Raw genomic sequence first — 11,250 nt, 5'->3', positions numbered from 1 at the left:
CGGCCGTACTCACCGACGCCGCCGGGGCGGGCGCCGGGCGAGGGGAGCGATCCGTCGAGGATGTCCCGCAGACGGATCCGGTCCGTGTACACGGGACTGTCGCGGAGGACGGCGAGCCGGACCAGAGTGATCAAGTCCGTGCTCTGGTCGTCCCCGTCGCACACGGTCAGGTACTCGACACGGGCGCCCGCCATGACGGCCAGAGCCACTTCGACGGTCATGTCGTCACACACCCGAGGCCCGTACGCCTCGATGTCGTCGACCACGGTCACGGGGGCGGTGTCCGGCGTGCCGTACTGCGTTCGAATGGACGTCAAGGATGCCTCCTGCGGTAAGAGCTGGTCGGTCTGGCAGCCATTGCGGTCCCAGGGAGACCACGGTGGTCCGGGCACCGCGCCGGGCCTAGGCAGCCGTTTCTTTGCCGGGCCGCGGCTGTGCCCTGCCGCGCACCCCCGCGCCGACGGGTCGGCCCTGGCCGGTGGTGCGGCGCCGGCGGCCCCGCGACGGCGAAGACGCGCGGCGGGGGCGTTCCACGACCGGAGAGGTGATGACCACCGGGACGCCGGAGGGCGCCTGGGCGCCGGTGATGCGCCTCAGTTCCGTCTCGCCCGAGCGGACCGGGGTGATGCGCGGAGTGATCCCGGCCGAAGCCATCAGCCGGCTCATGCCGCGACGCTGGCCGGGGGTCACGAGGGTGACGACGCTGCCGGACTCGCCGGCGCGGGCCGTACGGCCGCCACGGTGCAGGTAGTCCTTGTGGTCGCTGGGCGGATCCACGTTGACGACCAGGTCGAGGCTGTCGACGTGGATGCCGCGGGCCGCGACGTTGGTGGCCACCAGGACCGTGACGTGACCGTCCTTGAACTGTGCCAGGGTCCGGGTGCGCTGTGGCTGGGACCTGCCACCGTGCAGGGCCGCGGCGCGGACACCGCTGTTCAGCAGGTGCTCGGTCAGCCGGTCCACGGCGTGCTTGGTGTCCAGGAACATGATGACCCGGCCGTCCCGGGCCGCGATTTCGGTGGTCGTGCGGTGCTTGTCCGCGTCGTGCACGTGGAGTACGTGGTGCTCCATCGTGGTGACGGCACCGGCCGACGGATCGACGGAGTGGACCACCGGGTCGGTCAGGTAGCGGCGGACCAGCAGGTCGACGTTGCGGTCCAGAGTGGCGGAGAAGAGCAACCGCTGGCCCTCGGGGCGCACCTGGTCGAGCAGGGCGGTGACCTGGGGCATGAAGCCCATGTCGGTCATCTGGTCGGCCTCGTCGAGAACCGTGATGCCGACGTCGGCGAGCAGGCAGTCGCCCCGGTCGATGAGGTCCTTGAGCCGACCGGGCGTCGCGACGACCACCTCCGCACCCGCGCGCAACGCCCCGGCCTGCCTGCCGATGGACATTCCGCCGACGACGGTGGCGAGCCGCAGGCGCACGGAGCGGGCGTAGGGAGCGAGCGCGTCGGTGACCTGCTGGGCCAGCTCACGGGTGGGGACGAGGACCAGAGCCAGTGGCCGGCGCGGCTCGGCGCGTCGGCCCGCCGTACGGGCCAGTACCGCGAGGCCGAAGGCGAGGGTCTTGCCCGACCCGGTGCGACCGCGACCGAGTACGTCACGGCCGGCCAGGGAGTTCGGCAGGGTCGCCGCCTGGATCGGGAACGGTACGGTCACGCCTTCCTGGCCGAGCGTGGTCAGCAACGGGGCCGGCATGACGAGATCGGCGAACGACGCGACAGCCGGCAACGCCGGCGTGACCGTCTTCGGCAGCGCGAACTCGCCCTGCGCGGCCTGTCGGTTTCCGTAACCGCCGGAACGGCGCGGAACGCCGGAGCGGCCTGCGGCAGCACGTCCTCCGAAGCGGTCGTACGTGCGAGTGGTGCGTGTGCGAGTGGTGCGTGTGCGGTCCATGCGGAACCTTCCTCGACGTGGGCACGTATCAAGGAATTTCCGCAGCGAAATGAGCGGCGCAGAGAATCGCGAGAACGAGCCGAAAATGACAGGGGTGAAGCACCCTGAAAATAAAGCGAGCTGGGGCCCGCACCCCAAGGTGCGGGCCCCAGCGGCAAAGTATGCGTCAGTGCCGGTGCATCAGGCGGGAACGATGTTCTCGGCCGTCGGGCCCTTCTGGCCCTGCGCGATGTCGAACGACACCTTCTGGCCTTCCAGCAGCTCGCGGAAGCCCTGGGTGGCAATGTTCGAGTAGTGGGCGAAGACGTCGGCGCCGCCGCCGTCCTGCTCGATGAAGCCGAAGCCCTTTTCCGCGTTGAACCACTTCACAGTACCGGTAGCCATTTTGTTTCTCCTTCGGAGGCGGTGCCAGGAATACGCCCTGTGCGGATTCCGTGTCGCCGTGATGATCGACCGTCGGAAAAATCTTCTGGCAACCACACCTGCAACTGACGTCGACAGTAGCACGTCGACATCGGCCCTGCCCGGTAAGTAATTCTGCGTCGCCTGTCGCTTCAGGAATACTTCTCGTGCGCCGCATCGATTTCTTACTTTGTGAGCACAGATATTGTCTTCCGGGCTGCGGTGTCGCCGCCGGGCGTTTCCGCTCACAGCACTGTGACCTCCTTCGACGGCTTGCACGCGGCCGCTGTCGTCGGCGGCGGACGAGACGCCGACGACAGCGCCGAGAACCCAGAAGCGAGACGAAGGCCACAGGACGATTCCGGCGGGGCGATCGAGGCACCCTGCCCAGCCGGACATCGGGCCAGGGAGGGCCTTCGCGCGTGCACAGTCCTTCGGGTGCAGCCGGCCTTCCCCTGTAGGGCCGACGGTCGCGACTTCTCGGAACGGCCGGAGCCCGCGCCTCGGCTCATTCGCCGGCTCTGGGCCGTACCGCTGGAGCGCCTGGCCGGTGACGGCGGCGATGCGCTCGAAGCTGAAGCACCTGCGCACGGATACGCGCGGTACGGCCGCCCGGCCGCCGTACCGGGTCCCGCCCGCCACCCGTCGGCCGCTCGTCGGCCGCCGTACCGGAACCGGGCCCCGCGCCGGAATTTCCGCTTGCCTTCGCCACCGCCACCATGACAGCGTCCTGAAGCAACCGTTGTCGCACCAAAGAAGCGGTGGTGGACATGCTCTTCCGGGGCGCTCACCCGACCCCGCGGCCCGCCGGGGCCGCCCCTCACGCGAACGTCTCGGAGCACCCCCATGCCCGCGCAGATCAGCGCCCGCGCCGTCACGAAGTCGTACAACGGCCGTCTCGTCCTCGACTCCGTCAGCTGCACCCTCACCACAGGTGAACGCACCGGCGTCATCGGAGAGAACGGCTCGGTCAGGACCACCCTGCTGCGCCTGCTCGCCCGGGTGGAACAGCCGGACTCCGGCGAGATCACCGTCCAGGCCGACGGCGGTGTCGGCCACCTCCCGCGGGACGGCCGGCTCCCCGCGCACCGCACCGTCCAGCAGGCCGTCGACGACGCCCTGAGCGACCTGCGCGCCATGGAGCGCCGCATGCGCGAGCTCGAGGCCGCCGTGACCGACGGCGCCGGCGACGACCAGGTCCTCACCGAGTACGGCGGCCTGCTGACCGCCTTCGAACTGCGCGGCGGCTACGGGCCGACGCCCGCATCGAGCGCGCCCTGCACGGCCTCGGCCTCGGCCACCTGCCCCGCGACCGCGCCGTCGGCGACCTCTCCGGCGGCGAGCAGGTCCGCCTGCGGCCGGCCGCCCTCCTCGCCGGATCCCCCGAGGTGCTGCTCCCGGACGAGCCCACCAACCACCTCTCCCCGGCGCTCATCGAAGACCTGGAACAGGCCCTGGCCGACTACCCCGGCACCCTCCTCCTGGTCTCCCACGACCGCCGCCTGCGCGCCCGGTGGGAGGGCGGCCGCACCGCCCTCCCACCGCGTGACTCCGCCCTGTCCCTGACCAACTGACCAGGAGCCGACACATGACCGACACGCCCACGCCGAACGACACGCCCACGCCGAACGACACGCCCACGCCGAACGACAAGAAGAAGACGGACGAGGCGGAGACCAAGCGCAGGTTCCAGGAGGCCCTGGCACGCAAGGCCGCCGTCAGCTCGTCCCGCCAGGCTCACGAAGACGGCCGCCTCAAGCTCAAGGGCTTCAGCGGCCCCAAGGGCCAGAACCGCGCCTTCCGCCGCAAGTCCGGCTGACCGCAGCCCACCGGGCGGCCCGCCGGTCATCGCGACCGGCGGGCCGCCTCCGCACCGGCCACGGAACCCCTCCCCACACAATTGCGGGATGTCCGCACCGACGATCTCGGCTCGGGAATCCGAAGTGCTCGCGCTGCTCGGGGAGCACCTCGGCAACGCGGAGATCGCCGCGCGGTTGTTCACCTCCGTCCGCGAGGCTCGCGCCGAGGCCGCCAAGAAGGCAGCCGAGAAGCCTTCTGGCACGAATCCGGCACGCGGCGAGTGATCATCGAGGACAGTAAAAAGGCCCGGGTTTCCGACCCGGGCCTTCTCCGTGGAACGGGTGACGAGAACCGACTCGCGCTCTCAGCTGGGGAAGCGACGGCGCTTGTCCGGCCATGCGGCCTCTGACCTGGTCATACGCGGCTGATGCTGAGCCGTCGGCGTGCCGGATCACACCGCTGTTGACCGTGGTTGCCCGCTCTTACGGGCACGCTGTGGGCGCTGGCGCCCCCAGCAGCGGTCGGGCCGTACGCGCGCGTGACGCTTCGCCGACCGGACCGTCGCCTCTCCGACCGATCGGGAGTGTCCGTCGCGACTGCACATGCTGGGACCCGACACAAACACGGACCCGCTAATGTTGGTGATGTATTCTTCTATGTATATCGCCAACATTGTGCGCGAGGTGCCGCATGTCTGTGACTCAGATCGACATCGATGACGACGCTCTGGCACGCGCCATGGCTCTGGCCAAGGTCAGGACCAAGAAGGAGGCGGTCAACCTCGCCCTGCACTTCTACGCAGAGCAGCAGGAGCGTGCGGCGCGCATCAGCCGTCACTTCGAGCGTGCGCGTGAGTGGGGTGCCGTCGAGGACGCCGAGCGCCTGCACCGGGCGGAGAAGCACAGCCGGTGATCTACTTGCTCGACACGTCCGGCCTGGTCCGGCTGCTCCGCGATCCCAAACTGCAATCGGCCTGGTACGACGCGATCGATGCCAGGGCCATCGCATCCTGCTACGCGCAGCGCGCCGAGTTCCTGCACAGCGCCCGGAACGGTCGCGAGTACGACGAGATCGCGGAAATGTTCACAGACCTCTACCCCGACGCCTCGGTGCCGAAGAGCGCGGGGCGCTGGGTCAGCGCGGTGCAGCACCGCATGGCCCGGGCCGGGGAGCATCGCAGTGCCTCGGCGGTGGACCTCATCATCGCTGCCACTGCGGCCCACCACGGCCTGACAGTCCTCCACGACGATGCCGGCTACCGCGCCATTGCCCGGCACGCATCCGACCTGACCGAGCACAACGTCCACGACATCGCCTGAGCGGCTTTCGCCGCTCGACAGGTTGTGGTCGCCCGATGTCAGGCGAAGGTGGCAATCGAAGACGGAGCGGAAGTCACGGGGGATACGAGTCCGGGGATGCCGTCGAACTTGGTCAGGACCTGTTCCGGCGTGGTTCTCGCCACGGAGCGGTCGGCGGTCCGCGCTGTGGGCGGGGCCGGCCCGGCTCATGCGGGCCACGTCGTCCTGCTCGGCGAAGGCTGCCGGTGCGTGGGCCATGGTGCCGCTTCGTCTACGTGTCGCCACGCCCCTGCGTGAGTGCTTCGCCGACCACCAGGCCAAGGGCGAGGGCGGTGACGACCGTGACCAGCTTCAGCAGGTCCCGGAAACCCTCGACATAGCCGCCGGCCAGCGTGGTCAGGCCGCGCATGCCGAGCGAGCCGACGGTGAGCGTGAAGAAGCCGGGCAGGATCAGGATCAGCCGGGGTGGGCGGTGCGGCCCGCGCGCGATCAGCGTGGCCGCGGCGGCGAGGACGACCGCGGCGACGAAGGTGCCGCCCGTCTCCCCGGCGAGTTTCGTGAACGCCGACTGCACGCCGACGGTGACGTAGACGAGAAGGAGCAGCGGCCAGAAGAAGCGCAGGGGGATCGCGAAGGCGAACAGAGCGCCCGCCGTGAAGACGATCCAGGCCAGGAACAACGTCCATCGGGGCAGGTCGGAGTGGGCGGCGACGTCGAAGAGGGTGTGGGGGGAGGCGCCGGCGAAGAGGACGCCGAGCAGGACACCGGCATACAGCTGGACCAGCAGGAAGACGGAGTAGACGAGCCGTATCGCACCGGTGGTGATCAGACCGGCGACCAGCTCGGCGGTCGCCGCGCTCAAGTAGTCGCCGGGGATGAAGTAGAACAGCGCCGGGAGCATCAGCAGGACGGGACCGCCGTGCGCAGGGCCGTCGGCGAACAGCTCGATCGTGACGACGGAGACCGCCGTTGACACCGCCAGCGGAAGGAACCGGTGCAGCCGGGGCACGCGGTCGGCGGTGACCGCGAGAGCCGCGGCGAGCCCGCCCAGCACGGCCGTGGTGGCGATCTCGTACCAGGTGGGCTGCATCAACGGCGCAAAACCCAGCGCGAACAGCACGATGCCGAGGAACTTCAACCACCACGGGTACGGCACCGTCGCCGCCTCGACCTCCCTCAGCCTGCGGTCGGCCTCCGCGATCCCGGTCCGGCCTGCCCGCACGTCGGCGAGGAGCGGCTTGAGCGCGGCCACCTGGTCGAGGCGGAAGACCTCCGGAAAGCCGTGCACGATGACGGCGCGGGTACCGCCGTCCGCCGCGGTGACCGTGAGTACCGCCGCCTCCGGCACCAGCAGCAGAGACGAGTCACCGCCGAAGGCACGGGCACTGTCGGCCACGGCTCGCTCGACGAGATGGGCACCCTCGCCGGACGAGCGCAGCAGCAGACCGGTCAGCCGGGCCAGGAACGCCGTGAGGGCGTCGAGATCCGCGACCGATCGCTGCTCCACGCCCGCCTCCAACGCCCGCATCCTCGCTCCGGGACCAGGAGTTCCAGCCTGCGTGGACGGCTGACTCCCGGCATCTCGGACAGCACGGTCCCCGTCACCCGAACGGCTGCGGATCACGGGCGCCAAGGCGATCACGGCCAAGGCGTACCGGCTCCTGAAAGCCATCGTGGAAACCGCCGTCGATGACGAGTTGATCCAGCGCAACCCGTGCCGGATCAAGGGCGCCGGTAAGGAGAAGGCGGCCGAGCGGCGCATCGCCACCGTCGCCCAGGCCGACGCCCTCGCCGACGCGATCGGCATTCGCCGACGCCTCATGGTCTACCTCGGCGCGTACGGTCCGATACGGCCCGGGGAACTCGCCGACCGCATCGCCGAACTGCCGGAGGAGACGGAAGCGGTGGCGTACTGCCGGGGCGCCTGCTGCGTGCTCGCCTGCGACGCCGTACGCCTGTGCACGCGCGCGGCCGCAGGGCGGTCCGGCTGATGGACGGAATGCTGGAGTGGCGGCTGGCAGAACTGCCCGCCGAGACGGAGAATGCCGCGTGACCCTCGTGCACCCCGGATTTGATGGCGGACCGGTCTACCTCGACCACAACGCCACCACCCCCGTCGACCCCCGGGTGGTGGAGGCGATGCGCCCGTACCTGGCGGAGTGGTTCGGCAACCCCTCCAGCGCGCACGCCTACGCCACCGAGCCCGGGGCGGCCCTGGCTCGCGCCCGCCGGCAGGTGGCCGAGCTCATCGGCGCGCGGGCCGGGGAGATCGTGTTCACCGGATCCGGTTCGGAGGCCGACAACCTCGCCCTGCGCGGCGCCGTCCTGGCGGCCAAGGCCGACCGCCCGCACGTGATCACGCAGGTCACCGAGCATCCGGCAGTTCTGGAGACCTGCCGGGCACTGGAGCGGCTGCACGGCGTGGAGGTGACCTGCCTGCCGGTCGACGGGGACGGCCTCGTCGCCCCCGTCGCCCTGGCCGCCGCGCTCACCGAACGCACCGTCCTGGTGTCGGTCATGGCCGCCAACAACGAGACCGGCGCCCTACAGCCGATCGCCGACCTCGCCCGCATCAGCCGCACCCATGGAGTGCCCTTCCACTGCGACGCCGCGCAGGCCGTCGGAAAAGTCCCGCTGGACGTACGCGAGTTGGGCGTGGACCTGCTGACCGTCGTCGGGCACAAGATGTACGCGCCCAAGGGCATCGCCGCCCTGTACGTACGCGAGGGCGTCGCCCTCGAACCCCTCGTCTACGGAGGAGGGCAGGAGCGCGGGTTGCGAGCCGGCACCGAGAACGTCGCCCTCGCCGTCGCCCTGGGGACGGCGGCCGAACTCGCCGCCCAGGAACTGGCCGCCGGCGGGCACGCCCGTATCCGGGACCTGCGCGACCGCCTCCATGCGCAGTTGACCAGGGCGCTGCCGGGCCGTGTCCACCTCAACGGACCCGCCGAACCCCGCCTGCCCAACACCCTCAACATCAGCATCGACGGCATACGCGGACACGAACTCCTGGCCGCCGTGCCCGAGGTGGCCTCCTCCACGGGTTCGGCGTGCCACAGCGGCGACCACATGCCCTCGCCGGTGCTGCAGGCCATGGGACTGAACGACGACCGGGCACTGTCGGCCCTTCGACTCTCCCTGGGCCGTTGGACCACCGCGGAAGACGTCGACTCGGCAGCTCGCCTGCTGGCCGCCGCTGCCGGTCCCAGAAGCCCCGTTCGGCACCGCGAAAGCCCTTCGCCGCGGCGAACGGCCCGCGGCGAGTGACGTACCTGTGGCTCTCGGTGGCGCGTATGTCGGTCAGTGGCTGCCGGTGAGTCCGCCGCTGAGTGTCTTGTGGATCCGGGCACTGTGCTCGTTCAGGCGGCATCCCGCGTGAGCGGCGAGCACATGCAGATCGGCGAGGTCGCCGCACGGACCGAGCTGTCCCTGCGCACCATCCGGCACTACGAGGAGGCCGGCCTCGTCATCCCTTCCGCCCGCTCCCAGGGCGGCTTCCGCCTCCACCCCGAGGCCGGCGTCGCCCGCCTGATGGTCATCCGCCGCATGAAGCCGCTTGGCTTCACCTTCGACGAGATGCGCGCCCTGCTGGAGGCCACCGACCGCCTCGACCCGGGCGAGGAACTGCCGGCCGAGGAGCGCGAGGCACTGCTGGAGCGAATCCGCGGCTTCGAGCAGGCCGCCCAGCAACGGGTGAAGGATCTGCGCACCCAACCGGTCAGGGCGGAGGAGTCCGCGGCCACGTCGGCGAAGCGCCTCGCGAGTACTCCCATGCCCTGAGGTAGCCGGACCGAGGACGACTCCGCGCGCCACAGCAGAGGCACTGGAGAGCCAATGGTGCGGTGTGGTGCGGCACCCGCCCACCGGTCTGAACAACAAAGAACCCCCGGGTCCATGACCTGGGGGTTTCTGCTGGAGCGGGTGACGAGAATCGAACTCGCGCTCTCAGCTTGGGAAGTGACGGCGCTTGGGTACCCACATGGCTGCTGACCTGTACAGACTCGTTGTACCACTGCAGGCGTGAGTGCTTGGTGGCACCGCTGTTGACCGTGGTTCTCCGCTCTGAAGGGCACGCTATGGGCACGACGCCGTGAGGTGGACGAGTGCTGTGCCTATGTCGCCTCCTCCGTGCTCGGGCTCGTCGACGCGTAGGTCGGCTGAGGTGGGTTGTCGCGACTGCACATGGATGCCGGTCCCCTGCCCTAGCTCGCAAGATCACAAAATGCCGGTTCTACCCTGCAGACTTTGATCTCCATGACGGGCAGCCTGGTGCCCAAGGCGGTGGGCGCGGCGCGATACCGCGACTCAAGATCGAGAGATTTACCTCTCCAGGTAAAGACCTCAGCCCTCAGGGCGAGGACCCTGCTGCCCGAGGTGAGGAGGCAGCCCGATGGGGTGGATCACCGTGGGATGGGGCGCCGCCGTAGGGCTGTTCGTGATGCGCGTGCTGCTCCGCCAGGTGCGAGAACTCCTGCTGGACGTGGGCGCCGTTATTCGCGCGTGGCGTGAGCTTCTGAGTGTGGTGAGAGATGCGGGGCCTCCCACCAGGGGTGGTGGTCCATGAGGGAGCCCTGCCGACGGGGTCATTGCCGGAACAGTTGGCTTGCCGCTGTTTAAGGAAAACCTTAAGCTGCTTATGCTGGTGTCGAGGGGAGTCGTCTTGAGCTGGGCGATCAAGGTCACCGATGAGTACGCGGAGTGGTTCAGGCAGCTGATCAAGGAGGATCTCGGTTCTGCCTCCCAGGTTGCCCAGGCCGTTGCCGCACTGCGTGACGCTGGTCCCACTCTGGGCCGTCCTCTTGTAGACCGGCTGAAGGCATCGGACCTGCATCACCTCAAGGAGCTGAGGCCGGGATCGGGTGGCCGGTCCGAGATCCGGATCATCTTCGCCTTTGATCCGACTCGTTCGGCCCTGCTGCTTCTCGGCGGCGATAAGGCGGGAAACTGGGATCGTTGGTACCGCGACAACATTCCCCTGGCTGAACAGCTCTACCGCGACTACACCGGTGACACGGAGGACTGAGGAGTAAGCATGCCCAAGAAGGCCCCACAGGACTGGGAGACCCTGGAGCAGGAGCTGTACTCGGCCGGTGTGGATCCCGCTGAGGTGGAGGCTGGTTCGCGTCGCCTGCTGGCGGAAGCCCGTGGGCATCAACTCGCCGAGGCGCGCAATCAGTACGGGCTGGCCCAGAGGGACGTGGCTGCCCGTATGGGTGTGAGCATCGCTCGTGTATCCCAGATCGAGCACGGTGAGGCCGCCACTCTCGATGTCATCGCACGTTACGTCGAGGCGCTCGGCGGCAGGCTGGACCTCGTTGCTGACTTCGGTGATCACACGCTGCGGATGCCGGCAAGTGGTGATCAGGGCAGCGCAGCGGCGTAGCTGGCCCGAAGGCTTTGCGTGCGGTGCATGCGGCGCACCGTCCGGCAGCGTTTTTCGGGGAACAGCAGGCTGAGGGCTCTCCCTATTCGATCTTGCATAGCTTGGCGTGAAACCGCAGGCCAGCGGCACGCACTGGAGTGGAGGGGCAGCGGTTGGCCGATCTCAACTAAGCGCCCATGTCCTCCGCGTGCCCCATCTTCGAGTGCACAATGGTGCGAAACGCACCGAAGAGTCAGCGGCAAAACACAAACCCCAGGCCACTGACCTGGGGTTTCTCTCTGGAGCGGGTGACGAGAATCGAACTCGCGCTCTCAGCTTGGGAAGCTGATGTTCTACCATTAAACTACACCCGCGTAAGACGCCGACCGGAGTCGGTGTCCGATGCTCGCTCACTGTACCTCATCCCTGGCCCCCGGTGCTCAAGCCGAGGGGCCTGCGTGCTTTTCAGGGGGGTAGGAGGGGGTGTGGAGG

At 69.2% G+C, this 11,250-nt stretch carries 12 protein-coding genes, 1 tRNA gene and 2 pseudogenes; 10 read left to right on the top strand and 5 right to left on the bottom strand.

Annotated features, from left to right (window positions below; all coding sequences use genetic code 11):
• The 3 genes from C1I97_RS21345 to C1I97_RS21335 all read right to left on the bottom strand — a co-directional run.
• A partial coding sequence (locus C1I97_RS21345) for a CBS domain-containing protein (protein WP_309147817.1) occupies positions 1 to 317 on the bottom strand: 317 nt, incomplete at its 3' end.
• An 85-nt stretch (positions 318 to 402) separates the two neighbouring features.
• Positions 403 to 1,896 (bottom strand): DEAD/DEAH box helicase, encoded by a 1,494-nt coding sequence (locus tag C1I97_RS21340; RefSeq protein WP_181446834.1) that lies wholly within the window; start codon positions 1,894 to 1,896, stop codon positions 403 to 405.
• Positions 1,897 to 2,076: 180 nt separating this feature from the next.
• Positions 2,077 to 2,280 carry a cold-shock protein gene (locus C1I97_RS21335; RefSeq protein ID WP_028799214.1) on the bottom strand — a complete coding sequence of 68 codons (204 nt, stop codon included), beginning with the start codon at positions 2,278 to 2,280 and terminating at the stop codon, positions 2,077 to 2,079.
• Positions 2,281 to 3,144: 864 nt separating this feature from the next.
• Here C1I97_RS21335 and C1I97_RS21330 point away from each other — a divergent pair.
• The 5 genes and pseudogenes from C1I97_RS21330 to C1I97_RS21315 form a co-directional block, all read left to right on the top strand.
• Positions 3,145 to 3,797 (top strand): annotated as a pseudogene (locus tag C1I97_RS21330) (ATP-binding cassette domain-containing protein); the annotation flags it as partial.
• An 89-nt stretch (positions 3,798 to 3,886) separates the two neighbouring features.
• Positions 3,887 to 4,117, top strand: coding sequence for a DUF5302 domain-containing protein (locus C1I97_RS21325; protein ID WP_111004823.1), 231 nt, complete (start codon positions 3,887 to 3,889; stop codon positions 4,115 to 4,117).
• A gap of 88 nt (positions 4,118 to 4,205) precedes the next feature.
• Positions 4,206 to 4,382 (top strand): hypothetical protein, encoded by a 177-nt coding sequence (locus tag C1I97_RS41610; protein ID WP_181446836.1) that lies wholly within the window; start codon positions 4,206 to 4,208, stop codon positions 4,380 to 4,382.
• A gap of 406 nt (positions 4,383 to 4,788) precedes the next feature.
• The gene (locus tag C1I97_RS21320) at positions 4,789 to 5,010 is read left to right on the top strand and encodes a type II toxin-antitoxin system VapB family antitoxin (RefSeq protein ID WP_181446833.1); all 222 of its coding nucleotides are present in this window, start codon (positions 4,789 to 4,791) and stop codon (positions 5,008 to 5,010) included.
• Positions 5,007 to 5,417, top strand: coding sequence for a PIN domain-containing protein (locus C1I97_RS21315; protein WP_111004821.1), 411 nt, complete (start codon positions 5,007 to 5,009; stop codon positions 5,415 to 5,417). The genes C1I97_RS21320 and C1I97_RS21315 overlap by 4 nt, the downstream gene beginning before the upstream one ends.
• 250 nt (positions 5,418 to 5,667) lie before the next feature.
• Here C1I97_RS21315 and C1I97_RS21310 read toward each other — a convergent pair whose 3' ends face one another.
• On the bottom strand, positions 5,668 to 6,903 hold the full coding sequence (locus tag C1I97_RS21310; RefSeq protein WP_258382670.1) for a threonine/serine ThrE exporter family protein: 1,236 nt from the start codon (positions 6,901 to 6,903) through the stop codon (positions 5,668 to 5,670).
• Between the two features lie 85 nt (positions 6,904 to 6,988).
• On the opposite strand from C1I97_RS21310, the pseudogene C1I97_RS21305 reads away from it, so the two are divergent.
• The 5 genes and pseudogenes from C1I97_RS21305 to C1I97_RS21285 form a co-directional block, all read left to right on the top strand.
• Positions 6,989 to 7,267 (top strand): annotated as a pseudogene (locus tag C1I97_RS21305) (tyrosine-type recombinase/integrase); the annotation flags it as partial.
• Positions 7,268 to 7,445: 178 nt separating this feature from the next.
• Positions 7,446 to 8,663 (top strand): cysteine desulfurase family protein, encoded by a 1,218-nt coding sequence (locus tag C1I97_RS21300; protein WP_220040844.1) that lies wholly within the window; start codon positions 7,446 to 7,448, stop codon positions 8,661 to 8,663.
• A gap of 108 nt (positions 8,664 to 8,771) precedes the next feature.
• Positions 8,772 to 9,176 (top strand): MerR family transcriptional regulator, encoded by a 405-nt coding sequence (locus tag C1I97_RS21295; protein ID WP_111004819.1) that lies wholly within the window; start codon positions 8,772 to 8,774, stop codon positions 9,174 to 9,176.
• Between the two features lie 856 nt (positions 9,177 to 10,032).
• The gene (locus C1I97_RS21290) at positions 10,033 to 10,419 is read left to right on the top strand and encodes a type II toxin-antitoxin system RelE/ParE family toxin (RefSeq protein WP_111004818.1); all 387 of its coding nucleotides are present in this window, start codon (positions 10,033 to 10,035) and stop codon (positions 10,417 to 10,419) included.
• A gap of 9 nt (positions 10,420 to 10,428) precedes the next feature.
• Positions 10,429 to 10,779: a helix-turn-helix domain-containing protein gene (locus tag C1I97_RS21285; RefSeq protein WP_111004817.1), complete on the top strand. Its 351-nt coding sequence runs from the start codon at positions 10,429 to 10,431 to the stop codon at positions 10,777 to 10,779.
• Between the two features lie 279 nt (positions 10,780 to 11,058).
• On the opposite strand, the gene C1I97_RS21280 is transcribed toward C1I97_RS21285, so the two are convergent.
• Positions 11,059 to 11,132, bottom strand: a tRNA-Gly gene (locus tag C1I97_RS21280).
• Between the last annotated feature and the right edge of the window lie 118 nt (positions 11,133 to 11,250).

The organism is Streptomyces sp. NTH33 (genome assembly GCF_003236365.1).
Classification (GTDB): domain Bacteria; phylum Actinomycetota; class Actinomycetes; order Streptomycetales; family Streptomycetaceae; genus Streptomyces.
The sequence above is the reverse complement of the archived record's forward strand: the minus strand, read 5'-3'. Positions and strand labels throughout refer to the sequence as shown.

Excerpts from the sequence above, each read along its gene's own strand:
- C1I97_RS21290 (WP_111004818.1), top strand. The coding sequence starts at position 10,033 with ATGCTGGTGTCGAGGGGAGTCGTCTTGAGCTGGGCGATCAAGGTCACC.
- C1I97_RS21340 (WP_181446834.1), bottom strand. The coding sequence starts at position 1,896 with ATGGACCGCACACGCACCACTCGCACACGCACCACTCGCACGTACGAC.
- C1I97_RS21335 (WP_028799214.1), bottom strand. The coding sequence starts at position 2,280 with ATGGCTACCGGTACTGTGAAGTGGTTCAACGCGGAAAAGGGCTTCGGC.
- C1I97_RS21325 (WP_111004823.1), top strand. The coding sequence starts at position 3,887 with ATGACCGACACGCCCACGCCGAACGACACGCCCACGCCGAACGACACG.
- C1I97_RS21285 (WP_111004817.1), top strand. The coding sequence starts at position 10,429 with ATGCCCAAGAAGGCCCCACAGGACTGGGAGACCCTGGAGCAGGAGCTG.
- C1I97_RS21320 (WP_181446833.1), top strand. The coding sequence starts at position 4,789 with ATGTCTGTGACTCAGATCGACATCGATGACGACGCTCTGGCACGCGCC.
- C1I97_RS41610 (WP_181446836.1), top strand. The coding sequence starts at position 4,206 with ATGTCCGCACCGACGATCTCGGCTCGGGAATCCGAAGTGCTCGCGCTG.